This window comes from Glacieibacterium arshaanense (assembly GCF_004681125.1).
Lineage (GTDB): Bacteria > Pseudomonadota > Alphaproteobacteria > Sphingomonadales > Sphingomonadaceae > Polymorphobacter_A > Polymorphobacter_A arshaanense.
Map to the genome: position 1 here is coordinate 896,420 of NZ_SIHO01000002.1, position 25,132 is coordinate 921,551.

The 25,132-nt window shown below is 66.2% G+C and carries 30 protein-coding genes; 12 read left to right on the forward strand and 18 right to left on the reverse strand.

Annotated features, from left to right (window positions below):
- The 6 genes from nadA to EUV02_RS10540 are packed head-to-tail and all read left to right on the forward strand — an operon-like array spanning position 1 to position 6,253.
- Positions 1-999: a quinolinate synthase NadA gene (gene nadA / locus EUV02_RS10515; RefSeq protein ID WP_135246175.1), complete on the forward strand. Its 999-nt coding sequence runs from the start codon at positions 1-3 to the stop codon at positions 997-999.
- The gene (nadC, locus tag EUV02_RS10520; protein ID WP_135246176.1) at positions 992-1,837 is read left to right on the forward strand and encodes a carboxylating nicotinate-nucleotide diphosphorylase; all 846 of its coding nucleotides are present in this window, start codon (positions 992-994) and stop codon (positions 1,835-1,837) included. Before nadA ends, nadC begins: the two co-directional genes overlap by 8 nt.
- Before the next feature lie 56 nt (positions 1,838-1,893).
- The gene (locus EUV02_RS10525) at positions 1,894-4,197 is read left to right on the forward strand and encodes a xanthine dehydrogenase family protein molybdopterin-binding subunit (protein WP_135246177.1); all 2,304 of its coding nucleotides are present in this window, start codon (positions 1,894-1,896) and stop codon (positions 4,195-4,197) included.
- Entirely contained in the window at positions 4,197-5,243 is a 1,047-nt protein-coding gene (gene hemH / locus EUV02_RS10530) for a ferrochelatase (RefSeq protein WP_135246178.1), read from the forward strand. The genes EUV02_RS10525 and hemH overlap by 1 nt, the downstream gene beginning before the upstream one ends.
- Before the next feature lie 33 nt (positions 5,244-5,276).
- On the forward strand, positions 5,277-5,999 hold the full coding sequence (gene phbB, locus EUV02_RS10535) for an acetoacetyl-CoA reductase (RefSeq protein ID WP_135246179.1): 723 nt from the start codon (positions 5,277-5,279) through the stop codon (positions 5,997-5,999).
- Positions 6,000-6,022: 23 nt separating this feature from the next.
- A complete protein-coding gene (locus tag EUV02_RS10540; protein ID WP_135246180.1) occupies positions 6,023-6,253 on the forward strand; it encodes a ribbon-helix-helix domain-containing protein in 231 nt (76 codons plus the stop codon).
- Here the strand turns inward: EUV02_RS10540 and EUV02_RS10545 are convergent.
- From EUV02_RS10545 to EUV02_RS10575, 7 genes are all read right to left on the reverse strand, one after another.
- Complete coding sequence (locus EUV02_RS10545) at positions 6,250-6,801, reverse strand: DUF924 family protein (protein ID WP_135246181.1); 552 nt, start codon at positions 6,799-6,801, stop codon at positions 6,250-6,252. The two genes, EUV02_RS10540 and EUV02_RS10545, sit on opposite strands and share 4 nt — an antisense overlap.
- Complete coding sequence (locus EUV02_RS10550; protein ID WP_135246490.1) at positions 6,798-7,856, reverse strand: 5-(carboxyamino)imidazole ribonucleotide synthase; 1,059 nt, start codon at positions 7,854-7,856, stop codon at positions 6,798-6,800. Before EUV02_RS10550 ends, EUV02_RS10545 begins: the two co-directional genes overlap by 4 nt.
- Before the next feature lie 11 nt (positions 7,857-7,867).
- Positions 7,868-8,350 (reverse strand): 5-(carboxyamino)imidazole ribonucleotide mutase, encoded by a 483-nt coding sequence (purE, locus tag EUV02_RS10555; RefSeq protein WP_135246182.1) that lies wholly within the window; start codon positions 8,348-8,350, stop codon positions 7,868-7,870.
- Between the two features lie 167 nt (positions 8,351-8,517).
- On the reverse strand, positions 8,518-9,204 hold the full coding sequence (gene gpmA, locus EUV02_RS10560) for a 2,3-diphosphoglycerate-dependent phosphoglycerate mutase (RefSeq protein WP_135246183.1): 687 nt from the start codon (positions 9,202-9,204) through the stop codon (positions 8,518-8,520).
- A gap of 78 nt (positions 9,205-9,282) precedes the next feature.
- Positions 9,283-10,407 carry a M14 family metallopeptidase gene (locus EUV02_RS10565; protein WP_135246184.1) on the reverse strand — a complete coding sequence of 375 codons (1,125 nt, stop codon included), beginning with the start codon at positions 10,405-10,407 and terminating at the stop codon, positions 9,283-9,285.
- Positions 10,408-10,448: 41 nt separating this feature from the next.
- Positions 10,449-11,063, reverse strand: coding sequence for a DUF4136 domain-containing protein (locus tag EUV02_RS10570; protein WP_135246185.1), 615 nt, complete (start codon positions 11,061-11,063; stop codon positions 10,449-10,451).
- A gap of 105 nt (positions 11,064-11,168) precedes the next feature.
- Positions 11,169-11,786 (reverse strand): DUF4136 domain-containing protein, encoded by a 618-nt coding sequence (locus tag EUV02_RS10575; protein ID WP_135246186.1) that lies wholly within the window; start codon positions 11,784-11,786, stop codon positions 11,169-11,171.
- Positions 11,787-11,952: 166 nt separating this feature from the next.
- On the opposite strand from EUV02_RS10575, the gene galE reads away from it, so the two are divergent.
- From galE to EUV02_RS10590, 3 genes are all read left to right on the forward strand, one after another.
- Positions 11,953-12,951 (forward strand): UDP-glucose 4-epimerase GalE, encoded by a 999-nt coding sequence (gene galE, locus EUV02_RS10580; protein ID WP_135246187.1) that lies wholly within the window; start codon positions 11,953-11,955, stop codon positions 12,949-12,951.
- 105 nt (positions 12,952-13,056) lie between these two features.
- Entirely contained in the window at positions 13,057-13,182 is a 126-nt protein-coding gene (gene ykgO / locus EUV02_RS10585; RefSeq protein ID WP_135246188.1) for a type B 50S ribosomal protein L36, read from the forward strand.
- 44 nt (positions 13,183-13,226) lie between these two features.
- Positions 13,227-13,832, forward strand: coding sequence for an HAD family hydrolase (locus EUV02_RS10590; RefSeq protein ID WP_135246189.1), 606 nt, complete (start codon positions 13,227-13,229; stop codon positions 13,830-13,832).
- Here the strand turns inward: EUV02_RS10590 and EUV02_RS10595 are convergent.
- Positions 13,818-14,861: a catalase family protein gene (locus EUV02_RS10595; protein ID WP_135246190.1), complete on the reverse strand. Its 1,044-nt coding sequence runs from the start codon at positions 14,859-14,861 to the stop codon at positions 13,818-13,820. The genes EUV02_RS10590 and EUV02_RS10595 overlap by 15 nt on opposite strands.
- 125 nt (positions 14,862-14,986) lie before the next feature.
- The gene (gene pyk / locus EUV02_RS10600; protein ID WP_135246191.1) at positions 14,987-16,441 is read right to left on the reverse strand and encodes a pyruvate kinase; all 1,455 of its coding nucleotides are present in this window, start codon (positions 16,439-16,441) and stop codon (positions 14,987-14,989) included.
- A 71-nt stretch (positions 16,442-16,512) separates the two neighbouring features.
- Here pyk and EUV02_RS10605 point away from each other — a divergent pair, with 71 nt between their 5' ends.
- On the forward strand, positions 16,513-16,812 hold the full coding sequence (locus tag EUV02_RS10605; RefSeq protein WP_135246192.1) for a DUF1244 domain-containing protein: 300 nt from the start codon (positions 16,513-16,515) through the stop codon (positions 16,810-16,812).
- Here the strand turns inward: EUV02_RS10605 and feoB are convergent.
- The 4 genes from feoB to EUV02_RS10625 form a co-directional block, all read right to left on the reverse strand.
- Complete coding sequence (feoB, locus tag EUV02_RS10610) at positions 16,809-18,689, reverse strand: ferrous iron transporter B (protein WP_135246193.1); 1,881 nt, start codon at positions 18,687-18,689, stop codon at positions 16,809-16,811. The two genes, EUV02_RS10605 and feoB, sit on opposite strands and share 4 nt — an antisense overlap.
- Positions 18,686-18,946: a FeoA family protein gene (locus EUV02_RS10615; protein WP_135246194.1), complete on the reverse strand. Its 261-nt coding sequence runs from the start codon at positions 18,944-18,946 to the stop codon at positions 18,686-18,688. Before EUV02_RS10615 ends, feoB begins: the two co-directional genes overlap by 4 nt.
- 153 nt (positions 18,947-19,099) lie before the next feature.
- On the reverse strand, positions 19,100-19,660 hold the full coding sequence (locus EUV02_RS10620; RefSeq protein WP_207790156.1) for a hypothetical protein: 561 nt from the start codon (positions 19,658-19,660) through the stop codon (positions 19,100-19,102).
- Between the two features lie 89 nt (positions 19,661-19,749).
- A complete protein-coding gene (locus EUV02_RS10625) occupies positions 19,750-20,403 on the reverse strand; it encodes a COQ9 family protein (protein WP_135246195.1) in 654 nt (217 codons plus the stop codon).
- 229 nt (positions 20,404-20,632) lie between these two features.
- Here EUV02_RS10625 and rpsU point away from each other — a divergent pair, with 229 nt between their 5' ends.
- Both rpsU and EUV02_RS10635 read left to right on the forward strand, forming a co-directional pair.
- A complete protein-coding gene (gene rpsU, locus EUV02_RS10630; RefSeq protein ID WP_135246196.1) occupies positions 20,633-20,839 on the forward strand; it encodes a 30S ribosomal protein S21 in 207 nt (68 codons plus the stop codon).
- Between the two features lie 5 nt (positions 20,840-20,844).
- On the forward strand, positions 20,845-21,366 hold the full coding sequence (locus EUV02_RS10635) for an FKBP-type peptidyl-prolyl cis-trans isomerase (RefSeq protein WP_135246197.1): 522 nt from the start codon (positions 20,845-20,847) through the stop codon (positions 21,364-21,366).
- Positions 21,367-21,464: 98 nt separating this feature from the next.
- On the opposite strand, the gene EUV02_RS10640 is transcribed toward EUV02_RS10635, so the two are convergent.
- From EUV02_RS10640 to pyrE, 5 genes are read right to left on the reverse strand one after another with little or no spacing between them, the layout of a single operon-like run.
- On the reverse strand, positions 21,465-22,544 hold the full coding sequence (locus tag EUV02_RS10640; protein WP_135246198.1) for an AI-2E family transporter: 1,080 nt from the start codon (positions 22,542-22,544) through the stop codon (positions 21,465-21,467).
- Between the two features lie 5 nt (positions 22,545-22,549).
- Positions 22,550-23,380, reverse strand: a complete 831-nt coding sequence (gene lepB / locus EUV02_RS10645) for a signal peptidase I (RefSeq protein WP_135246199.1) — start codon at positions 23,378-23,380, stop codon at positions 22,550-22,552.
- Positions 23,377-23,811 carry a holo-ACP synthase gene (acpS, locus tag EUV02_RS10650; RefSeq protein ID WP_135246200.1) on the reverse strand — a complete coding sequence of 145 codons (435 nt, stop codon included), beginning with the start codon at positions 23,809-23,811 and terminating at the stop codon, positions 23,377-23,379. The genes lepB and acpS overlap by 4 nt, the downstream gene beginning before the upstream one ends.
- 10 nt (positions 23,812-23,821) lie before the next feature.
- Entirely contained in the window at positions 23,822-24,550 is a 729-nt protein-coding gene (locus EUV02_RS10655) for a pyridoxine 5'-phosphate synthase (RefSeq protein WP_135246201.1), read from the reverse strand.
- Positions 24,547-25,125 carry an orotate phosphoribosyltransferase gene (pyrE, locus tag EUV02_RS10660; RefSeq protein ID WP_135246202.1) on the reverse strand — a complete coding sequence of 193 codons (579 nt, stop codon included), beginning with the start codon at positions 25,123-25,125 and terminating at the stop codon, positions 24,547-24,549. Before pyrE ends, EUV02_RS10655 begins: the two co-directional genes overlap by 4 nt.
- Between the last annotated feature and the right edge of the window lie 7 nt (positions 25,126-25,132).

Here is a 25,132-nt window from a genome sequence, read left to right on the forward strand (position 1 = left end):
ATGGACGCGCGCCTGAACCCGCTTGGCCGCGGTGCCCTTGACGGCATCGACCTGCACGCCGAAATCGCCCGGCTGCGCAAGGAGAAGAACGCCGTCATACTGGCGCATTATTATCAGGACCCGGTGTTGCAGGACCTTGCCGATTTCGTCGGCGACAGCCTCGACCTCAGCCGCAAGGCTGCTGCCACCGACGCCGATGTCATTGCGTTCTGCGGCGTGCGCTTCATGGCCGAAGTCGCGAAGATCCTGTCGCCGCAAAAGATCGTCGTGCTGCCCGACATGAAGGCCGGGTGCAGCCTCGAGGATTCGTGTCCCCCCGACGAATTCGGTGCGTTCCGTGCCGCTCACCCCGATCACATCAGCCTGACCTACATCAACTGCTCGGCGGCGGTGAAGGCGCATTCGGACATCATCGTCACCTCGTCATCGGCCGAACGCATCATCAACCAGCTGCCGCGCGACCAGAAAATCCTGTTCGCCCCCGACAAGCATCTGGGTGCCTGGCTCAACCGCAAGACCGGCCGCGACATGCTGCTGTGGGACGGCAGCTGCATCGTTCACGAGCGTTTTTCGGTCACCGAATTGCTCAAATTGAAGGCGCTCAACCCGGCGGCACCGGTGCTTGCGCACCCCGAATGCCCGGCACCGATCCTCGAACTCGCCGACTATATCGGCGCGACGAGCGGCATCCTCGACTATGCGCTCAAGTCGCCCGAACAGACGCTGATCGTCGCCACCGAGCCCAACATCATCCACCAGATGCAGTTGAAGGCGCCGCACAAGACCTTCATCGGCGCTCCGGGTGCCGACGGCAATTGCAGCTGCAATACCTGCCCGTTCATGGCGCTCAACACGCTCGAGAAGCTTTACCTGTGCCTGCGTGACCTCAAACCCGAAATCGTCGTGCCCGAGGCCATCCGCCTGCGCGCCAAGGTGCCGCTCGACCGCATGCTCGAAATGGCGGCCAACGCGTCGCCGGTGGCGGTGAAAGGTGACTGAACCGTTCGCCCTCGCCGGCTTCGACCTTGATGCCTTCATCCAGTCGACGCTCGCCGAAGACCTCGGCACCGGCGGTGACCGCACCTCCGCCGCGGTCATTCCCGCCGACGCGCAACTCCATGCCGTGATGGCGAGCCGCGACGAAGTCGTCGTGGCGGGCCTGCCGCTGGCGCTCGCCTTCATCCGCGCGCTCGATCCCGATGCGCATTTCGAAGTCGTCGCGCATGACGGCGATCATCTGCCCGCCGGCAGCGCCTTGCTGCGCATCAGCGCCAACGCCCGCGCGCTGCTCACCGCCGAACGCTCGGCGCTCAACACCGTCCAGCATCTCACCGGCATCGCGACGCTGACGCGGGCCTATGTCGACGCCATTCACGGCACCGGTGCGATCCTGCTCGACACGCGCAAGACGCTGCCGGGGCTGCGGGTGCTCGAAAAATACGCGACGCGCATGGGCGGCGCTACCAACCACCGGATGCGCCTTGATGACGGTGTGATGATCAAGGATAACCACATTGCCGTCGCAGGCGGTGTCGAGGCTGCAGTGCGCGCCGCCAAAGCCGCGGGGCTGCACGACATCGTGGTCGAAGTCGATTCGCTGGACCAGATTCCGCCCGCACTGGCTGCTGGCGCCGACCGCCTGCTGCTCGATAACATGGGGCCGCCAATGCTGCGCGAGGCCGTCGCGCTGATCGCCGGGCGCGTGCCGACCGAAGCTTCGGGTGGCGTCAACCTCAACACCATCCGCGCCATCGCCGAAACCGGGGTCACCTACATCAGCGTCGGCCGCATCACGCAGAGCGCACCCGCCGCCGATATCGGGCTCGATTTCGCTTAAGATGCTGCGGCATTGCGGGGCGCGACAAGTGCCGCGACAGCCGCTAGAACCGCGTCATGAGCGAGCCTGAAGTCACCTCCGAAACAACGCCCGAAGCCGCACCCGCCGCGGCGCCGGTCGCCGCGCCCCCACAAGCCAAGCGCGGCACGACGCGCCGCAACATATTGATCGGCACCGGCGCGGTCGGCGGGCTGCTGCTTGGCTATGCCGTGTGGCCGCGCAAGCAGCGGCTCAACTGGGTCGCCGGCCCGGACGAATCGCGCATCAACGGCTGGCTCAAGATCGGCACCGATGGCCGCGTCATCGTCGCCGTGCCGCAGGCCGAAATGGGGCAGGGGGTGTTCACCGCCCTCCCGCAGATCCTCGCCGACGAACTCGGTGCCGACTGGAACACCGTCGGCGTCGAACCCGCACCACTCAACCCGGTCTACGCCAATCGCGGCATGGCGGCCGATGCCACCGCCAAGATGCCGGCGCTGTTTCGCGGCATTGCCAACTGGGGCATCGGCGAGGTCATGAGCCGCTTCGAGGTCCAGCTCACCGGCGGCAGCAGCTCGGTGCGCGCCTATGAACCAACGCTGCGGCTCGCCGGCGCCGCCGCGCGCGAGATGCTGTGCAAGGCTGCCGCGCGGCGCTGGGATGCCGACTGGGAAGACCTCGACACTGCCAACGGCTTCGTCATCTACAAGGCCAACCGCATCCGCTTCGCCGACATCGCGGGCGAAGCCGCCCAGGAAGACATGCCGAGCGAGCCGAAGCTGCGCAGCCCGGCGAAAAACCGTCTGATGGGCAAATCCGCTCCGCGCATCGACATTCCCGCCAAGACCAACGGCAGCGCCCGTTTCGGCATCGATGTCCGCATCCCCGGGCTGGTCTATGCCGCGGTGCGTTCGGGGCCGACGGGTGACCCGGCGCTGACCGGCGCGAACGTCGCCGCAGCCCGCGCTGTGCCGGGCGTGCTTGACGTCGTCAAGGGACCGAGCTGGGTTGCGGTCGTCGGCACCAGCTGGTGGCTCGCCAACAACGCGCTCGATGCCGCCGCGCCGCAGTTCGCCGCGCAGCCCAAGCCCGCCGGGCCGTGGATGGCAAAGGCGCTGCACGACGGCCTCGATACCGGTGAAATCGCCGTCGCGCAGGATGAAGGCGATGCTGCAGCATTGCTCGCCAAGCCCGGGACCATCACTGCGACCTACAGCGTGCCGTTCCTCGCGCACGCCTGCCTTGAGCCGATGAACGCCACTGCGCGCATCACCGATGGCCATGTCGAAGTCTGGGCGCCGACGCAGTCGCTGACGCTCGCGACCTGGGCAGTGTCGCGCGCGCTTGGCATCGAAGACAAGGACGTCACCGTCTATCCGACGCTGCTCGGCGGCGGCTTCGGGCGCAAGGTCGAGGTCGATTGCATCGTCCAGGCGGCGCTGATCGCGCGTGCCACCAAGCGCCCGGTGCAGCTGATCTATAGCCGCGCCGAAGACATTGCACAGGACAAGTTTCGCCCCGCCGCGGTGGCGCGGATGCGCGGCCAGCTCGAAACTACCGCCGCCGGCAAGCGTGTCGGCGCCTGGGGCGCGCGCATCGCGGTGCCCGACCCGGCGTGGGCGGTGATGCGCCGCAACATGCCGCGCCTCGCCAGCGACAAGCCCAAAGCCAGCGCCGGCTCGATCGAGGGCGCGTTCGACCAGCCCTATGACCTTGGCGCGGTGCTCGCCGAACATGCGCTGGTCGACCTGCCGGTGGCATCGGGCATCTGGCGCTCGGTCGGCCACAGCTTCACCGGCTTCTTCGTCGAAAGCTTCATCGACGAGCTCGCGCATGCCGCCGGCGCCGACCCATTCGCGTTCCGGCTGGCGCTGCTCCACAATAGCCCGCGTCATGCCGCGGTGCTACGCGCGGTTATGCGTCTCGGCGGGCCGCTCGGCATCGTCGAGCCCGGTGTGGCGCGCGGCATCGCGCTGCACGAAAGCTTCGGCAGCATCGTCGCGGTCATCGCCGAAGTCGCCGCCAAGCCCGGCGAGATCACCGTGCGCCGGCTGTCAGGCGCGATCGATTGCGGGCAGGTCGTCAACCCCGGCATCGTCGCCGCGCAAGTCGAAGGCGCGATGCTGTTCGGGCTGAGCGCCGCGCTGACGGGCGATATCCAGTTCGAGGGCGGCCACGCCACCGCGACCAACTTCGACGGCGCACCGCTGCTGTCGATGGCGCAGGCGCCGGCGACGCAGGTCACCATCATGCCCAGCACGGCACCGCCCGGCGGCGTCGGTGAACCCGGCACGCCGCCAGTCGCCCCTGCCGTCGCCAATGCGCTGTTCGCGGCGACCGGCAAACGCATCCGCGACCTGCCGCTCATCGGCAAGGTCTGATGGCGGCGATACTGCCCGACGGCCACCCGCCGGTACTGACACCGCGCGTCGGCGTGCTGCTGGTCAACCTCGGCACGCCCGACGCCCCCGACCGCGCCAGCGTCAAACGCTATCTCGCCGAATTCCTGTCGGACCCGCGCGTTGTCGAAATTCCGCAGTTCCTTTGGCAGATAATCCTGCGCGGCTTCATCCTCAACACCCGCCCCAGCAAGACCGCAGCGAACTACGCCAAGATTTGGGAGGGCGGCAGCCCCGACGCTTCGGGTGCCATTATTGGCGGCGAATCGCCACTGCGCCGCATCACCCGCGAACAAGCGTCAGCGATGACCGCGCACTTCGGTGACGGCGTCATCGTCGAATGGGCGATGCGATATGGCAATCCGTCGATTCCGGAACGCCTTGCCGCACTCAAGGCCGCCGGCTGCGACCGCATCCTGATCGCGCCGCTCTACCCGCAATACTCGTCGGCGACGACGGGGACGGTCAACGACAAGGTCTTCGAAACGCTGCAGGACTGGCGCTGGCAGCCGGCGTTGCGCACGCTGCCGCCGTACCATGATGACCCGGCGCATATTGCTGCGCTCGCGACCTCGGTGCGCGAACAGCTTGCCGGGCTCGATTTCCGCCCCGATCTGCTGCTGGCGTCGTTCCACGGCATGCCGGCGCGCACTCTCGAACTCGGCGACCCCTATCACTGCCAGTGTGCCAAGACCGCGCGCCTGCTCGGCGAGGCGCTCGATGTGCCGGTGCAGATGAGCTTCCAGTCGCGGCTTGGACGCGCCGAATGGCTCAAGCCCTATACCGACAAGACGCTCGCCGATTTACCGGGGCAGGGCGTGCGCAAGCTGGCGGTGATTTCGCCGGGATTTTCCGCGGACAATCTCGAAACGCTCGAGGAAATCGCGCTGCAGGGGCGCGAGACATTCTTTGAGGCTGGTGGCGAGGCCTTCGCCTATTTGTCCTGCCTCAACGCCGATGCCGCGGGGCTCAAAATGCTCGCAGATTTACTCGCGCGCGAACTTGCCGGATGGGTGCCTGCGTCCTAGTCTGCCCAGGTAATCGTTTGGGAGATCGAAGACATGGCTCGTGTGGCAATCGTGACCGGCGGCACCCGCGGCATCGGCGAGGCGATCAGCCTCGCATTGCGCGACGCCGGCTATACCGTGGCGGCAAACTATGGCGGCGATGACGCCAAGGCGGCCGAGTTCACCAAGCGCACCGGCATCGCTGCGTACAAATGGAACGTCGCCGATTTTGCCGCCTGCCAGGCCGGCGTCGCCAAGGTCGAGGCAGATCTCGGCCCTGTCGATGTGCTCGTCAACAACGCCGGCATCACCCGCGACGGCGTGCTGATGAAAATGACCTACGAGCAGTGGAAAGAAGTCATCGACGTCAACCTCGGCGGCTGCTTCAACATGGCGAAGGCGGTGTTCCCGGGCATGCGCGACCGCAAGTTCGGCCGCATTGTCAGCATCGGCTCGATCAACGGCCAGGGCGGCCAGTACGGCCAGGTCAACTATGCCGCGGCCAAGTCGGGCATCCATGGCTTCACCAAGGCGCTGGCGCAGGAAGGCGCGCGTGCCGGCATCACCGTCAACGCCATCGCACCGGGCTATATCGATACCGACATGGTCGCCGCGGTGCCCGCCGACGTCCTTGAAAAGATCGTCGCCAAGATCCCCGTCGGACGGCTCGGCAAGGCCAGTGAAATCGCGCGCGGCGTGATGTTCCTGGTGGGTGACGATGCCGGCTTTGTCACCGGCTCGACAATGTCGATCAACGGCGGGCAGCACATGTACTGATGCGGCTGGGTGGTTGACCGCTGATGTCGCGCCAGTCCGGCCTCGTCAAAGGCTCGGTCAAGATTGCCGGTCACGCCACCTCGATCAGCCTCGAACCGCTGTTCTGGACGGCACTGCGCGAAGCGGCCGCCGCCGATGCGCGGCCGCTCAGTGTCATCATCACCGAAATCGACGAGGCGCGGACGACCAATCTGTCCTCGGCAATTCGCGTCTGGCTGTTCGAGCGCGCCCGCGCGCAGTCTGTCCGCGACTAGAACCGCGCTTCGGGTGAGGCGAGCCATGCGGCTTCCGCCGGGGTCGTCGTTCGCCCCAGCGCCGCGTTGCGGGACGGGAAGCGCTTGAATCGCGCGATGACGTCGCGGTGGGCTTGCGCGAATTGCAGCGCATCGGCGTCACCCAGCGCTTCGAACAGCGCTACCGACCGTGCCTGGCTGACCTTGTCCTCGCCGTGCATGAACGGCAGGTAGAGGAACTGGCGTTGCTTCGTCGTCAGCACCGCCTCGTCGCCACGCTCGATCGCCAGCTCGGCAAGCGCCTGCGCCTTGCCGTCCTGCGCGAACGCCGCCGCGCTGCCGCGAAACAGGTTGCGGGAGAACTGGTCGAGCACGATCACCGCCGCCAGCCGCTGCTGCGGCGTCGCGCGCCAGTCGGGTGTCACGCGCCGCGACAGCTCGGCATGTAGCGCGCCGAAGCGCTCGGCAATCGCCGCATCGAGCCCGGCGTCGCGCGCAAAGTGCAGCGCCGGCGGCGTCTCTTCGAACCAGAAATGCAGCACTGCTGCAGCTTGCGCGTCGGGGCTCATAGCCAGGTGACGTGCCCCATCTTGCGCCCGGTCTTGACCTCGCTTTTGCCATACAGGTGCAGGTGCGCGTTGGGGTCGGCGAGCAGCGTCGCCCAGTCATGAACCGCGTCACCGAGCAAATTGGTCATCCGCACGCTCGGCGCCGTCAGCGCCGGGTTGCCGAGCGGCAGGCCGCAGACGGCGCGGATATGATTTTCGAACTGGCTGACGCGCGCGCCCTCGATCGTCCAATGGCCGCTGTTGTGGACGCGCGGCGCCATCTCGTTGAACACTGGGCCGTTTTCGGTGGCGAAGAACTCCAGCGTCAACAGCCCGACATAATCGAGCCGTTCAGCAACGCGGCGCGCCAGTGCCATCGCCTCCGGCGCGTGCGCGGCAATGTCGGCGGGCGCCGGCACCTGACTGGTGGCGAGGATGCCACCGTCGTGGCGGTTGTGCGGCACGTCATAGACGCGCGTATCGCCGTCCTGGCCGCGCGCCAGCAGCACCGAAAACTCGCCGTCGAACTGCACGAAGCCTTCGAGGATGCACGACTGTCCGCCGATGGCCGCCCACGCCGCCTCGGCTTCGCTGTCAGCGTTGATGCGGACCTGGCCCTTGCCGTCATAGCCCATGCGCCGCGTCTTGAGCAGCGCCGGGGTGCCGAGCGCATCGAGCGCCATCACCAGCTCGGGCAGGCTGTCGACCGCGCGGTAGGGCGCGGTGGCGCCGCCAAGTTCGTGGACAAAGGCCTTTTCGCTCAGCCGGTCCTGCGCGATTTCGAGCGCTGCCGCACCGGGCTGCACAGCGACCTTGGTGGCAAGGTGGCGGACACTTGCGACGTCGATGTTTTCAAACTCGAACGTCGCAACATCGATCTGCCCGGCAAAGGCGTCGAGCGCGTCGAAATCATCGAACGCCGCGCGCGTCACCTGCGCCGCGACATCACCCGCCGGCAGCTCGGCTTCGGGTGCGAAGATGTGGATGCGGTAGCCCATGTTGGCGGCCGCCAGCGCGAGCATGCGGCCCAACTGGCCGCCGCCCAGAATCCCAATCGTCGAACCCGGTGCGATCATCTGGCGTGCGGTCACTCGGGCGTCTCCGCAACATTTTCAGTTTGCGTTGCGCGCCATGCATCGAGCCGTTCGGCGAGCGCTTCATCGGTTGTCGCCAGCTGCGCCGCAACGATTAGCGCGGCGTTGGTCGCGCCCGCTGGGCCGATGGCGAGCGTGCCGACTGGAATCCCCGCTGGCATCTGGACAATCGACAACAGGCTGTCCATGCCGCTCAACGCCTTCGACTGCACCGGTACGCCGAACACCGGCAGCCGCGTCATCGATGCCACCATGCCCGGCAAATGCGCCGCGCCGCCGGCACCAGCGATGATCGCGCGCAGGCCGCGTCCGACCGCAGTCGTCGCATAATCCACCAGCCGCGCCGGGGTGCGGTGCGCCGACACAACGCGCGTCTCATGCGGCACGCCAAGCGCGGTCAAAATGTCGGCAGCGGGCTTCATCGTCGCCCAATCGGACGTGCTGCCCATGATGATACCGACCAGCGGCTTGTCCATATTTGCTCCCCAGCAGGAAGCGATGCACCTTAGGGAGGTCAGACCGCTGTTGCAATTGCGTTAGGGAAAAGAGCGTGCTGCGCGGGCAGGGGCTCGTACCTGCACCCACTTGTTTGGGCCGGGGCCACTGATGGGTGCAGGGACAAGTCCCTGCCCGCCGGAGGCCCTCAGGCGTCCTTCAAATAAAACCGCGCCCGCGGCTTGAGCGCCTCGTCGAGTTCATAAACCAGCGGCTGGCCGGTCGGGATTTCGAGGTTGGGGATGTCGGCATCCGAAATGCCCGACAAGTGCTTGACGAGCGCGCGCAGCGAGTTGCCGTGCGCCGAGATGACAACGCGCTTGCCGGCCTTGAGTTCAGGGACGATGACGGCCTCCCAATAGGGCAAGACGCGCGCGATGGTGTCCTTCAGGCTTTCGGTGGCGGGGACCTTGACGCCGGCATAGCGGCGGTCGTTTGACAGGTCGAATGGCGAGCCGGCCTCCATCGGCGGCGGCGGCGTGTCGAAGCTGCGGCGCCAGACATGGACTTGCTCGTCGCCGTATTTGGCGGCGGTTTCGGCCTTGTCGAGCCCGGTCAGGCCGCCGTAGTGGCGCTCGTTGAGGTGCCAGTCCTTGGTCACCGGCAGCCACAGCCGATCCATCTTTTCGAGCACGATGTTGAGCGTCTGGATGGCGCGCGTCTGGACGCTGGTGAAAGCGACGTCGAAGTCATAGCCCTTGGCCTTGAGCAGCTCGCCAGCGGCGGCCGCTTCGGCGGCGCCCTTTTCGGTGACGCGCACGTCCCACCAACCGGTGAAGCGGTTTTCGAGGTTCCAGGCGCTCTGGCCGTGACGGATAAGGACGAGTGTCGGCATATCTTCTTCCTGCATCCCCGCCCGGCAAGGGAGGGGCGACTCGCCGTTAGGCGAGCGGGGGTGGGTAACGGCCAGTCGTTAGCGCAAGCTCGGCAGCACTTCCAGCAGCGCCGCAAGGCAATCGCGCCCGAGCAGCTTCGAACGATCGGGCGACCAGCCGGCAACGGGATCGGGCAGGTCGGCATTGTCCTTGAACGGCATTTCAAGCGTCATCGCCAGGCAGCCGAACTTTTCAGCGACGGCGTTGGTGCTCATCGTCAGATTTGCCTTGCCCGGCGGTGCCACCGGATAGCCGATCTTGGTCTGGAAGTCGGGGCTCAGTCGTTCGAGGCTGGCTTCATATGCCGCCTGCAAGTCGGTCAGGCGCTTGGTCAGCGACGGGATGCCGTCGAACCCTGCGATGAAGTTATACGGCAGCGCTTCGTCACCATGGACGTCGAGCGCGAAATCAACGCCGGTGGCGACCATCGCGTTCAGCACATGCAGCACTTCGGGCGAGCGCTCCAGAGTCGGCGCGGCCCATTCACGGTTGAGGTTGGCGCCCGCAGCGTTGGTGCGCAGGTGCCCGCGGGAAGATCCGTCGGGGTTCATGTTGGGCACGACATGCAGCGTCGTGGCGGCACGCAGCTTGCGCGCGACGGGGTCGCTGGGGTCGATCAGCCGTTCCAGCGCGCCTTCCATCCACCATTCGGCCATGCTCTCGCCAGGGTGCTGGCGCGCATACAGCCAGCAGTGCAGCGGGCCGTTGCCGATGTGCAGGCAGTCGATGTCCTGGCCGTCAAGCGACTGGCCGAGTACCTCGAGCCGTACGCCGGGCGCGCCTGCAACTTCGGCGACGAGGTCGTGGTGGCGTTCCATGCTGTAGGGGGCGAAGTAGGCGATCCAGATGCTGTCGCCGGCCGGACGGACGCGGATGGTCAGCACGCCGTTCTTGTAGTCGGTGTCGGTGCGTGTCCAGTCGAGCCGGTCTTCCGAAATGCAGGCGCGGTAGTTCTCCCAGCCGCCCGGATAGGCAGCGCCACCGGCGTTGACGATGCGCAGCACGCAGTCCTGGTCGGCCGCGCCGGTCAGCCGGAAATGGAACCATTGGTAGAAGTCCGAATGCGCGTCCTTGCGGATTTCGAGCTCGATATCGCCCGGGCCATTGATGTGGCGCACGATGATGTTGCCGCTGTCGAAGCCAGCCGAAATGGAAATGCTCAAATTGTCCTCGCTTTTGAAGCGCCGCGCTGCAGGCCGCTCGCTCAGTTCTTATAGTTGACCGTCTTGCCCGCCGGCCCGGGGAAGTCGCGTAGGAGGTTGCGCGCCAGACCGGGGACCGCGCCGCCCAGCGTGGCCTCGGGCGTGCCGCTGGTGCCCTGAGAAACGGCGGTGCCTTCCCAGATGACCGTTTGTTCGCTGCGGCGCTTGATCTGCAGCCCGAGTTGGTTGATCGCGATGACATTGGTGCCGCCGCCGACGGGTACATTCACTCCGCTGCTGACGCCGACACCGCCGCCGCCGCTGCCGAAGCTGGCACCACCGACGCCGAAGCCGACCGATACCGGTGAATTGCGCGTCACCGCCTGAAACGTCTGGCCGTAGCTCAGGATGCCGACATATTCGGCCGACAGCAGCGTCGGCACCGGCGTGAAGCCGATGGCTGCGAGCTCGTTCGAAACCGTCGCCGCATAGGTGCGGAATTCAAGGTCGTTCGCCTTTGACGGATCTTTGGGTTCGATGAAGATGCTGCCCTTGGCGATCGGCGTCCCCATGTGGAAGCGCGTCACGTTGGTACCGGTCGGGCCGGTCGTGCAACCGGCCAGAACCAGCAGAGCGGCGGTCGGGGCCAGAAGGCGGGTGAGGGTGCTGCGCTTCATGGGTTCATCCTTGGCATTGTCGTCTCGCGCGCCATTGCCGCACACGGTGCTGGCGCGCGGGCAGTATGGCCTGCCCGCCGCCGCGCGCCAAGCGAGTCGATGCGCTTATTGCGGAACGCGGACCGTCGTTCCTGATGTGCCCGGGAAATCTTTGAGCAATGCGGCGCTCAGCGGGCGAATGGTGGCGCTCATCGAAGCGGCGTCGGTGCCGGCGGTTTCGGTGACCGAGGCGCGACCTTCCCAGATCGGCGTCATGTTGGCGCGACGCTTGATCTGCATCGACAGCGTGTTGACCGCCACCAGATTGTCGCGGCGACCGACGGGGACGGCGACAGCAGCGCCGGTGCTTGGCGCCGCCGTACCGCTGCCGGTGAAACCAAAGCCGACTTGCGTGTTGGCGGGCGCGGCGCGGCTCGACTGCGTTGTCTGCGTATAGGCCATCGTGGCGACGAACTCCGACGGCGCGCCGCCGACGGGGGCACCGAAGCCGATGCGCGCCAATTCCTCGATGACAACAGCCTGGAAGGTGCGGAACTCGACTGTGGTGGCGAGTGCCGGATCATTGGCTTCGACAACAATGCTGCCGCGGGTGACCGGCTGGCCCATGTGGAAGCGCGTCACCTCGATATCGGCGGGACCGCTGCGGCAGGCCGACAGCAACATCAGTGCGGCAAGCGGTGCCACCAGCAGCGCGCGGCGATTGGCAGATTTGGTGATCGTCATGGTGTTGGTACTCCTCGAGCCTGTCAGGGGGGATGAATGGCGGCAATATGGACGCACGGGTGAATCCCGCCAAGCACGATCTGTTTCGACACGCTTAGGACTTGCACACCCGCACTGTTTTCCCGAGAAGAACCATTGGGCGTTGCGGCAAACCGAAGGAAATCTGATGCCTGCCAATGTTCTGGTCACCGGTGGCGCCGGCTATATCGGCAGCCATGCGGTGCTGGCGCTGCGCGATGCCGGACAGGTTGTAACTGTGATCGACGACCTTAGCACCGGGTTCCGCTGGGCGGTGCCCGAAGACGTGGCGTTTTATCAGGGCAATGTCAGCGACGGCGTACTGATCGACAGCATCGTTGCGGCGCGCGGCATCGATGCAGTGATGCATTTCGCGGGGTCGATCATCGTCCCCGAATCGGTCACCGACCCGCTCAAATATTACCGCAACAACACCGCCGCGACGCGTGACCTGCTCGAATCGGTGGTGCGTAACGGCATCCGCCATTTCATCTTTTCGTCGACAGCGGCGGTCTATGGTTCGCCCGAACGCGTGCCCGTCGACGAATCGACGCCGCGCCTGCCGATCAATCCCTATGGCACATCGAAGCTGATGACCGAGTTGATGCTCGCCGATGTCGCTGCCGCACACCCGCTGAACTACGCCGCGCTGCGTTATTTCAACGTCGCGGGCGCCGATCCGCAGGGACGCGCCGGCCAGTCGACCGCCGGCGCGACGCACCTCATCAAGATCGCCGTCGAAGCCGCACTCGGCAAGCGCGCCTCGGTCGCGGTTTATGGCACCGATTATGCGACCCCCGATGGCACCGGTGTGCGCGACTATATCCATGTCAGTGACTTGGCGGCCGCACACGTCGCGGCGCTCGACCGGTTGATGGCCGACCCTGACACCTCGCTGACGCTCAACTGCGGCTATGGTCGCGGTTTCTCCGTGCTCGAAGTGCTCGACGCAGTCGACCGCGTGGCCGGTGTCAAGCTCGACCGCGTCGTGTCGCCGCGTCGAGGCGGCGATTCGGACGCACTGGTCGCGACGGGGGAACTTATCCTGCAGCAGCTTGACTGGGTGCCGCGCTACGCCGATCTCGATACCATCGTCGGCCATGCGCTGGCGTGGGAGCGCGGGCTGGCCCAACGCTCCAATGTCTGAATGTTCTAACCTCTGAACATCGGCCTCCGGCCTTGACTTGGCCGGGCCTCGCCCCTAGGAACGCGCCTTTCCATACCGACACCAGAATTCGACGGGACTACCGCCATGAAAGTTCGTAACTCGCTCAAGTCGCTCAAGAGCCGCCACCGCGACTGCCAGATCGTCCGCCGCCGCGGCCGGACCTATGTGATCAACAAGACCAACCGCCGTTTCAAGGCGCGTCAGGGCTGATCAGCCGCGTTTCCGGCCCTGCGCCTGATTCGTCCCCCATTGTCATGCCGCCTACCGCTGTCGTCTTTGACATCGGCAACGTCCTCTATGGCTGGGATCCGCGCTTTCTCTATGCCAAGCTGATCGCCGATCCGGCGCAGCTCGACTGGTTCCTGGCGAACGTCGTGACGCATGACTGGCACTTCCAGCATGACGCCGGCCGCCCTTGGCGCCAAACCACCGCCGAACTTACTGCCGCGTTCCCCGACCACGCCGATCTCATCGCCGCCTATGTGCCGCGCTGGCTCGAGACGATCTCGGGGCCGGTGCCGGGCATGCTTGATCTGGTCGAGGACCTTGCCGCGCGCGGCGTGCCGCTGTTCGGCATCACCAATTTTAGCGCCGAGTTCTGGGTGCCGTTTCGCGCCAGTGCGCCGGTATTCGACCATTTCCGCGATATCGTCGTGTCGGGCACCGAGCGGCTCACCAAACCCGATCCGGCAATCTACGCGCTGGCGCTCGACCGCTTCGGGCTGGCGCCGGGCGAAGGCCTGTTCATTGACGACCGGCTTGAAAATGTCGCCGCCGGCGAGGCCGCCGGCTTCCCCGGCCACCATTTCACCGGCGCCGCACCGCTGCGCGCCGAATTGCAGCGCCTAGGGCTGCTCTGACTGCCGCGGGTCGGCCGCCGCCGATCGCAGCGCCGCACTCTTCTGGTAAATCAGTCCGCGCACGCGCTGGATATTGCCGACCGGCTGATGCGCGGCGATGCCGTGCCAGGGGTTGAACGCCATCCGGTTGACCTCGGCCTCGCTCGCCTGCGCCGCGGCCCCGTCGAGGTCGCAGGACTTGACCACCAACTCGGCGACCTTGACCATCGGCGCGACGCCGGTGTCCCAGGCGTAGCCACCATCGACGGGCGTTCGGACATCATCGACATGGAACTGCAGATACAGGTCGAAGCCGATGTCGCCGACTGCCAAACGCCGCCGTAGATCGTCGCGGAGATAGTCGGTCCAAGACCCGCGACTGCGACCCGGCGCCGGCCCTGACTGGCGCGGCCGCCAATGGAACTTCGCCGGCGTCGGCCCGACCGAAACCGGCACGACGCCCGAAAAGCCGATGGTCACGACGCTTTTCAGGAACAGCCGGCGCAGCGACCAGCCGATCGTCCAGAAAATGACCTCAAGTCCCTTGGCGATGCCCAGGCCTCGCAACAACTTGAACGGCGCCGTCAGCAGATTGCCCGTCGCCAGCGAAATCACCATCAGCTGCCCGGCATGCTCGATCGGCAAATAGCCGCGGTCGAGCGCCAGAAAATCCTGCGTCGCCGCACGTGCCTCGCCGGGCAGCAGCTTGTCGCCGTCGACGCCCTCGACCTTCACCGCCAGCCCGACAAGGTCGGGAAACCAGTCAGGCTTGGCGGCGCTGAAGCCGTTCGACAGCCGCACCAGCGCCGAAAAGTCACGAGGCTCGGCGAAAATACCCTGGCGCGCAACGGCGGGCAGGTCAGGCAATATCCGCAACGTACCACGCAGGCCGGCGTGCGATTTGACATGAAAGGCACGGTGCGGATTGCCGTCGCCGCGCCTCGCGAAGTCGCGCTGGAAGCTGTTGATTGCGGCGGCGTCGATGCTGGCCTGCGCACGATTCGATTCGGGTATCCGGTCCTGCCACTGCGGTGGCAATTCGGTTGTCATTGTGCCCCCCGTTCACGTCTTCGAGAGCCTCCGGCGGGCAGGGTCCAGGCCATGCACCCAACAATTATGCGCTCTTCAAATGGGTGCAGGCCTCAGGCCTGCCCGCCGGAGGCCCTTCTCTTCCCCTATCCGTAATCCTTCAACTCATCCCCCGTCAGCCGCACGACATGGATGACATTGGTCGTGCCAGGCGTTGAAAACGGCACGCCGGCGATCAGCACCAGTACATCGCCGCCCTGTGCGAGCTGCGTGCGCAGCGCCATGCGCTTCGACTTTTCGACCATTTCCTCGAAGTCCTTGACGTCGCGCGTCTCGACGGCGTGGACACCCCAGACCAGCCCCATGCGGCGCGCGGTGGCCTTTTTGGGCGTCAGGCACAGCACCGGCACCAGCATGCGTTCGCGCGCGGCGCGGCGCGCCGTCGAGCCCGAAATGGTGAAGCACGCGACCGCACGCGCGCCGATGGTGCGTGAAATCTGCGCTGCGGCCGCCGACAGCGCATCAGCGGTGGTGGCGTCGGTTTCGGTCTCGTGGAAATGGACGCGGGCGTAATATTGTGGGTCGTCTTCGACCTCGCACGCGACCTTGTCCATCATCGCGACGGCCTCGACGGGGAAGGCGCCCGCGGCGCTTTCGGCCGACAGCATAACCGCATCGGCGCCGTCGTAGATGGCGGTCGCGACGTCGCTGACTTCGGCGCGGGTGGGGGAGGGCGAGACGATCATCGATTCGAGCATCTGCGTCGCCACCACCACCGGCTTGCCCATGGTGCGCGCCATGCCGACGATGCGCTTTTGCGCCGGCGGCACTTGTTCGGGCGGCAATTCGACGCCGAGGTCGCCGCGCGCCACCATCACCGCGTCGGCGAGTTCGAGGATTTCGGCGAGGCGGTCGAGCGCCTGCGGCTTTTCGATTTTCGCCAGCAGCGACGCCTTGCCGCCGATTAACGCGCGCGCTTCGGCGACGTCTTCAGGGCGCTGGACGAAGCTCAGCGCGATCCAGTCGACGCCCTGTTCAAGCGCGAACGCCAGGTCGGAACGGTCCTTGGCGGTCAGCGCCGGCAGCGGCACGACGACATCGGGGACGTTGACGCCCTTGTGGTTCGACAGGAAGCCGCCGACCTCGACACGCGTTTCGATGCGCGCCGCATCGACATGATGGACGCGCAGCACAATCTTGCCGTCATCGAGCAGCAGCCGCGCGCCGGGGGCTAGCGCCGCGAACAGCTCGCGGTGCGGTAGCTCGACCCGCGTCACGTCGCCGGGTGTCGGGTCATGGTCGAAGGTGAAGGTCTTGCCGTACAGCAGCTCGACCTTGGGCTGCGCGAACTTGCCGCAACGCAGCTTCGGCCCTTGCAAATCTGCCAGGATGGTCAGCGGCCGGCCGATTTCCTTTTCGAGCGCGCGGATATTGGCGACCAGTTCAGCGCGGTCAGCGTTGGCGCCGTGGCTCATATTGATGCGGAACGCGTCGGCGCCGGCAAAGTACAGCGCGCGGATCATGTCCGGGGTTTTCGATGCCGGCCCCAGCGTGGCGAGAATCTTGACCTTGCGGCGACGCGGCGAAACCAGTTGGGCCAAAATATCCTCGCAGTCTTTGATTGAACTTACTTTATAGCGTCAGACTGCACCTGCATACCGGAGACATACGTATGTTACGCGACAATGATGCCATTCAGGCCGCCGCTTTCCGCCGTTTGGTGGCGCATTTGCAGCAGCGCACCGATGTCCAGAACATCGACCTGATGATCCATGGCGGGTTCTGCCGCAACTGCCTCGCCGACTGGCTGGCCGAGGCCGCAGCCGACGCCGGTGTTCCGCTCGACAAGGACGCGGCGCGCAGCGAGGTCTACGGGATGAGCTACGCCGACTACAAAGCCCGCCACCAGGCCCCGGCGACCGATGCGCAACTCGCGGCCATGGCAGCGAGCGTCGCGCGCAACGCGCACTAGCCCAGCAGCCAGCGCGCCGCCCAATAGGTGATGCCGGCGCCCGCATACGCCATGGCGAACAGGTAGCCGAACATGAACGCCGGCCATTTCCAGCCGTTGGTTTCGCGCCGCGTCACCGCCAGCGTCGAGATGCATTGCGGCGCGAACACGTACCATGCCAGGAATGCCAGCGCGGTCGGCAGGCTCCAGGCGGCACGCAGTGCCCCGACAAGCGGCTCGGCATGGTCGGCGTCGGTGCCCTGCAGCGAATAGACGGTGCCCAAGGCGCTAACCGCGACCTCGCGCGCCGCCATGCCGGGCACCAGCGCCAGCGCGATTTCCTTGTTGAAACCAATTGGGCGGAACAGCGGTTCCAGCCCGGCGCCGATCTTGCCGGCGATGCTGTATTCGAGCGCTGGCCGCGTGGCACCTTCGGGCGGGTTGGGCCAGCTGGCCAGCGCCCAGAGCGCCACGGTGGAAGCGAGGATGATCGTCCCGGCGCGTGCCAGAAACGCCCAGGCGCGCTGCCACAGTCCGATGCCGATGTCGCGCGGTGCAGGCCACTGGTACTTAGGCATTTCCATCAGGAATGTCGGAGTCGGGCCCTTGGTCACCGTCCGGCGCAGTACCCAAGCCGCCAGCAGCGCACCGCCGACGCCGAAGCCGTAGAGTGCGAACAGCACCAGCCCTTGCAGGTTGAACAGCCCGCCGACCTTGGTCGCCGGAATGAATGCCGCGATGATGATCGCATAGACCGGCAGCCGCGCCGAACAGGTCATCAGCGGCGCAATCAGGATCGTCGTCAGCCGGTCCTTTGGCGCGTCGATGGTGCGTGTCGCCATGATGCCGGGGATGGCGCAGGCGAAGCTGGAGATCAGCGGGATGAAGGCACGGCCGTTCAAGCCGACGCGCGCCATCAGCCGGTCCATCAGGAACGCCGCGCGCACCATATAGCCCGATTGTTCAAGGATCAGGATGAATAGGAACAGGATGAGGATCTGCGGCAGGAACACCACAACCGCGCCGACACCGCCGAGCACGCCATCGACAAGCAGCGAGCGCAGCCAGCCGTCTGGCAGCACGCTGGTCACCAGCCCTTGCAGCCAGACCACGCCGCTGGCCAGCAACTCCATCGGCGCTTCGGCGAGACTGAACACACCCTGGAACATCAGGAACAGCAGCGCGGCGAGCAGCAAGGGCCCCGCCACCGGGTGCAGCGTCAGCGCATCAAGCCGCTGCGACCAGCGCTTTGCACCACCGCCTTCGACGACGACGGCCTTGGCAATCGCCCCGGCTTCGCGCTGCAGAAGCCGGATATCGGCGGCCGGCGGTGCGGCGTGAGCGGTAGTGCCTGTGCCGAGCAACGGCGCGACGGCGGCGCCGAGTTCGGCCAGCCCGCGTCGCCGCACTGCCACGGTCGGGATGACAGCCATGCCCAGAATCGTCGACAATTCGCTGGTATCGATGCGCGTGCCGTCGCGTTCGGCAAGGTCAGCCATGTTGAGCGCGACCACCATCGGCAACCCGAGCCGCCGCAGTTCAAGCACGAAGCGCAGATGGTTGCGCAAATTGGTCGCGTCGATGACCGCGACGATGAGGTCGGGGCGGCGTTCGTGCGCCGCGGTGCCGAGCACGACGTCGCGCGTCACCGCCTCGTCGGGCGAGCGCGGCGTGAGGCTGTAAGTGCCGGGCAGATCGAGCAGTTCGACGGTCTCGCCGCTGGGTAGTGCCAGCCGGCCGGCTTTGCGTTCGACGGTGACGCCGGGGTAGTTGCCCACCTTCTGGCGTGATCCGGTCAGCGCATTGAACAGGCTGGTCTTGCCGGCATTGGGGTTTCCGACCAGCGCGACAAGGCGCGGCCGCTGTGCGGCAACCGGTGGCGGCGTGACGGCGTTCACGCGGCGGGCAAGTCCGGTGCGACTTCGACCAGCGCTGCCAGCGACTTGCGCAGCGCCACCGTCATGTTGCCGACGCGTACTGCCAAGGGATCGCCGCCGAGCGGCGCGCGATGCAGCAATTCGATATCGACGCCTTCCTCAAAGCCCATCTCGTGGAGGCGCTGCGCGCCGGCCGGGTCACGTTGCGCCCGGTCGACCGCGACGATGACCGCGATATCGCCGCGTTGCATGGTGTTGATGTCGGCCGCCTTGATCATGCGTTGATTGCGTTTCCAGCGAGGTATTGCGAACGATTATCACTTGAACGGTGTCAGCGCCAGCAAATAGGGGCGGGAGGACCTTTCGGTCCGCCCGCCCCCTGTTTGGCTTGCGGTTCGACTAGCCGCCTGCGCGGCCGCTGGCAACGCTGCTTAATGGATCACGGCGCGCGCGTAGCTGCGGCGCGCCACGCCGGCGACCGACACCGGCGTCATCGGCATGCCGATGATGTCGATGAACACCGCGACATTGGCGCCCTTGGCGGGCATTTTGCCGGCGATAATCTTGGCGTTGTAGGTCAGCGTGTCGCCCTTGAGTGCCGGCGACTTCAGTTCGACGACGACTTGCTGGAGCTTGCCGTTTTCGAGGATCGACAGGTCGGCGTTGGGCGGATCCTTCGAGAAGCTGTCCTTGCCGGTGCTCCAGAACGGCACGAACGATGCGGTCGTCATGTTGCCGGCGACGCGATTCGGCCGGTCGGTGAAGAACAAGGTCGTCGGGCTGACGCCGGTCAGCGCCAGCGTGCCGGTGCCGGCATCCCAGGTCATGCCCTTCGATGTCTGGACGAACAGGAACTCGCCTTCCTTGGCAGGCGCGGTCTTGGCGACCGGTGCCGTGGCGGTTGCCATCGTGGCGACGCCGCCGGCGACGGCAAGTGAAAGCCCGGCGGCCACGAGAAGCGCCGGGTTGGATTTGAACAGGTGTTTGTACATGAGCTTGTCTCCCGAGCCCGGAAGGGGCGGAGAGCAATCTAGTCGAAGCGCGCCGGCCATCAACGGCAGAACGCGCCAACGAATCTGGCTCAAACTGCGGGGTAGCGCAATCGTCCGAGGAAGCGCGCGAGACTGGGGCCGCCTTCGCCGCGACCCTTGAACTGACCCTTGAACTTCTCGAAGCGCATCACATTGTCGATGCGGCGGTCGATGAAGGCGTGCGTCGCAGCACCGTCTTCGCTGTCATCGTCGAGCCAGTAGAGCAGGCAGGCGCTGTAGACCGCGCCGAGCGTCATGCGCTTGGTATAATGGTTGAAATCGGTCGCGGTATCGCCGGCGGCGCGCCACATCGTGTCGGCGGTGTGCCACAGCGTCTTTGCCGCCAGCGGCAGGTTGGCGGGCAGCGCCAGCACGGCGAGTGCACGGCGCACCGCCTCGCGGTGCGGCGCCGCCTGGTCGAGCCGGGTGCGCAACGCCAGCGTGATGCGCTCGCGGACTTTCAGCGCGCCGATGTTGGCGGTTTCGAGCGCCGCGAGCATGTCGGCGTCGGCCATCGCGATATAGGCCTCGACCATCGCGGCCGGGCTTTCAAAAGTGATTGCCGCGATATCGGGATCGATTCCGGCGTCGAGGGCCCCGGCGGCAACCGCGTTGGGCGTCCAGCCGTCGAACGCCACATGCGGCAGCATCGCGCGCACCAGACGCGGGCGCAGCTCGTCGAGGGTGAGGTCTTGCGTTTCCATGGCACTACGATAGTGCGGCGGCGGAAGTTTCGCCAGTGCTGCGGTGCCGCAGTCCGTGGCGCGCCGCGAGACGGGGCCGGATCAATTCGACTCTCGGCGCTTTACCCGCCGCCACCCCTCTGCTATGGCCCTGCCTTCGCGCCGGGGACACTCCGTTTCCGGCAACCCTTTATTATTGACAAGCGTGGGGGCTGTGCCAGCCGCTGCGACGTGAATGGAGTGAACGGCTTTGCAAATTATCGTCCGCGACAACAATGTTGATCAGGCGCTGCGCGCGCTCAAGAAAAAGCTCCAGCGCGAAGGCGTTTACCGCGAGATGAAGTTGCGCCGCCACTACGAAAAGCCGTCGGAAAAGCGCGCCCGTGAAAAGGCCGCCGCTGTCCGCCGTGCCCGCAAGCTCGAGCGCAAGCGCGCCGAGCGCGACGGCACCAAGTAAGCAACATGGCAACGACGCCGCCCCTCGGGGCCGCGCCGACCTCGGGGGCAGCCAAATGGCTGGCCGCGGGTGTTCTGGTGCTGCTCGTCATCGTGCTCGGGCTAGTCTGGGCCGGTACGCAGGCGCAAGTCGAAGCTGTGCGCCCTGCCGACCTCGCCTTCCTCAAGGCCAACAAGGAAAAGTCCAGCGTGAAGACCACCGCATCGGGCCTACAGTATGAAGTGCTGACCGAAGGCACGGGCCCGAGCCCGGCCAAGACCGACACTGTCGCTGTCCATTATGAAGGCAAGCTGATCGACGGCACGGTCTTCGATTCGAGCATCGCCCGCGGCCAGCCGGCGGTGTTCCAGCTCGACCAGGTCATTCCCGGCTGGACCGAAGGCGTGCAGTTGATGAAGACCGGCGGCAAGTACCGCTTCACCATCCCGCCCGAACTCGGTTACGGCGCCCGCGGCGCCGGCGGCGTCATTCCGCCGAACGCAGTGTTGGTGTTCGAAGTCGAACTGCTCGGCGTAAAGGGCAAGTAAGCTTGACGCAGCGCAGCTGAATCGGGGGCGGGGGTGCAAGCTCCCGCCCTTTTTCTTTGGAAGAGCTTCCGGCGGGCAGGCCCGAGGCCTGCACCCGATTATTCTTCGGTGTGCGTCGCCGTGCTGCGGTGCGACAGCGCTACCTTGGCCATCGCCACGATCGGGTCGGCCAGCGCGACACCGATGATGCCGAACAGCACGCCGAACAGCAGTTGGGCTGCCAGCACGACGGCGGGTGCGAGATCGACGACGCGCTTCTCGATGATCGGCGTCAGCACATAGCCTTCAAGGAACTGGACGAAGGCAAATATGGCGAGTGCCCACAGCCCGGTATCGACTCCGGCCGAAAACCCCATCGCCACCACCACGACGCCGGCAATCATCGGTCCCAGCGTCGGGATGAACGCCAGCAGCCCCGATGTCAGCCCGAGCAGCCCGGCGAGCGGCACACCGGCCGCCCACAGCCCGACAAACATGATGCTGCCTTCGATCGCCATAGCCAGCAGGCGACCACCGATCCAGTGCCGCAATGTGCGCGCGCACGCCTTGACGGTTTCGGCCATGTCGGCACGGTGCGCTTCGGGCGTCAGCCATTCGATGCCGCGTTCATAAATGCGCGGATCGACCGCGACGTAAATGCCGATCATCAGCATGAACACGATGCTGCCCACGGCACTGAGGAAACTGCCGAGCGTCTCGCGTACGCTGCCGAGCGAGCCGGCGAATTCGTGCTGTACGGTCCCGAACGGGTCGCGCCCGACCTCGCCGAGGTCGACGCCGTTGCCGCGCGCATATTCAGCCAGCGTTGCGAACTGCACCGTCAGCGTGCTGCGCAACTGGGCATATTGTTCGGCGAGCTGGTAGCTGGCGAACAGCACGAAACTGGTCAGCGCCACCATCAGCAGCGTGACAACCACCGCCATGCGCAACTGCATCGGCGCGCGCCAGATCCGGCCCAGCTGGCGTTCGGCGCCCTGCAGCGCGGCGGCCACGACCAGTCCGCCGATGATGAGCATCAGCATCGGCGCGAGCTTCCACGCCAGCCAGACGAACGCCGCCATGCCGATCCAGATGCTGGCGTCGCGCAGCGCGTTGCGGCCGCGCTCGCTGTGCGGTTCGATCGGACTCGCGGTCAGGGGTGCGGGCGGCGGCTTTGGCGTGGCCGGCTTGCGCGCCATCTTCGTCAGTTCTTCGCCGGCGGCGCGGATACCTGTGGGCGCAGCGACATGAAAGCGCGATCGCCGCGCAGCGCGCCCCACCAGCTCAGCGGGTTGAGCGTCGTCGAGCCATCGAGCGAGAAGGTGGTAAATTCGGCGCGGCCAACCAGATTTTCGATCGGCAGCATCGCCAGCCCGCCCATTTCGGCGGGGAAGCGGCTGTCTTCGCTGTTGTCGCGGTTGTCGCCCATCAGGAAGATATGGCCTTCGGGGACGATCATCGGCGGCGTGTTGTCCTGCGGCGTCGGGAACAGGTCGAGCACGTCATAGCTGACGCCGCTCGGCAGCGTCTCGCGGTAGCGCGGGTAGCGGCAGACGGTGACGCCGTCGGGGCGGACGATGCGGTACTGCACAACCGCCGGATCGAGGCAATCGGTATTGGGCGACACCACCAGATCGACCGGTGGCAGCGGCGTCTTGGGCACCGCAACGCCGTTGAGCCACAGCTGGCCGTCGCGCATTTCGACGGTATCACCCGGCAGCCCGATGAGGCGCTTGATATAGTCGACATGGTCGATCGGCGACTTGATGACTACGACGTCGCCGCGTTCGGGCAGGCGGCCGAACAGGCGGCCCGGCACAGTCGGCAGGCTGATCCAGCTCGGCGACATGGTCGAATAGCCATAGGGGTATTTCGACACGATCAGCCGGTCACCGGTGACCAGCCCCGGCAGCATCGACTCGCTGGGGATGAAGAACGGCTTGGCAATGAAGCTGTGGATGCCGAACACGATCAGCCCGAGCAGCGCCAGTTGCTTGAGCTCGCCCACCCAGTCGGTTTTCTTCTTCTCGGTCATGGTTGGCCTTTATCGAGTGGCGGGACGTCGAGCCGCACCGCGAAAATCAGCACGAACGCCTGTGCCCAGGGGTGGTCATCGGTCATCGTCAGATGGATTTCAGCCTTATGCCCTGCCGGCGTGATGCGCGCCAGTTGTTCGGCGGCGCCACCGGTCAGCTGCAGCGTCGGCGCGCCCGACGGCAGGTTGACGACGCCCATGTCGCGCCAGAACACGCCCTTGCGAAACCCCGTGCCGAGCGCCTTCGAGCACGCCTCCTTGGCGGCGAAGCGCTTGGCATAGGTCGCGGCGCGGGTCATCTGGCGACGATCGGATTTCGCCTGTTCGACAGGCGTGAAGATGCGGTCGAGGAAGCGCGTGCCGAAGCGGTCGATCGAACCGGCGATGCGGTCGATGTTACACAGGTCAGAACCGATGCCGATCACGCTCATCTGGGGACGCTCATTTACGCGCGGCGTCCATCCGCGCCCGCATTTCGGCAATCGCCGCGGGCAGCCCGCTGAACACCGCCTCGCCGATCAGGAAATGCCCGATGTTGAGTTCGGCAAGTTCGGGGATCGCCGCAACCGGCCCGACATTGTCGTAGGTCAGCCCGTGGCCGGCATGGATTTCGAGGCCCAGCGCGGCACCGTAAGTTGCCGCCGCTTGCAACCGCGCCAGCTCGACCGGCACCGCATCGCCTTCGGCGTGGGCGTAAGGGCCAGTGTGGAGTTCGACAACCGGTGCGCCCAGCCGTGCTGCCGCATCAAGTTGTGCTTTTTCGGGCGCGATGAACAGGCTGACGCGGATGCCGGCTGCCTTCAACCGCGCGACAATCGGCGCCAGGCTGTTGTGCTGGCCCGCGGCATCGAGGCCGCCTTCGGTGGTGCGCTCGGCACGGCGTTCGGGGACGATGCACGCGGCGTGCGGCTTGTGGCGCAGCGCAATCGCCAGCATCTCGTCGGTGGCCGCCATTTCGAGGTTGAGCGGCAGGCTGATGGTGCCGATCAGCCGGTCGAGGTCGTCATCGGTGATATGGCGGCGGTCTTCGCGCAGGTGTGCGGTAATGCCATCAGCGCCGGCGCTGTCAGCGACTTCCGCCGCACGCACCGGGTCGGGAAACGCCCCGCCGCGCGCGTTGCGGATGGTCGCGACATGATCGATGTTGACGCCCAGCCGCAGCTTGGTCACGCTCTGGAGCCAGGCTTGATGGCGGGTATCGCCGCGAGTTCGGGTGGCAGCGCATCGGCGCTGTAGCTCGGTACATTGAGGCGGATCAGCGGCGTGAACGGCACGCCGAGATCGGCCTTGCCGTTCGAGCGGTCAACGAGCGATGCCGCATGGATGACCTTGCCGCCGGCAGCCTCGATCGCTGCGATAGCTTCTCGCGATGACAACCCGGTGGTGACGACGTCTTCCATCATCAGCACCTTTTGCCCCGGCGTCAGCGCGAAGCCGCGGCGCAGTTCGAACGTGCCTTGCGGCCGCTCGACGAACATCGAATCGACACCCAGCGCGCGCGCCAGTTCATAGCCGCAGATCAGCCCACCCATTGCCGGCGCAATCACCGCACTGACTTCGCTGCGCACCGCGGCGGGCAGCTTGGCGGCGAGCGCACTGCACAGTCGTTCGGCCCGCGCCGGGCTCATCAACACGCGCGCGCACTGCAGATAGCGCGGACTGCGCAGCCCCGATGACAGGATGAAATGACCTTCGAGCAGCGCATTGGCGGCGCGGAACTCGGCGAGAATGGCTTCGTCGTTCATGGCGCCG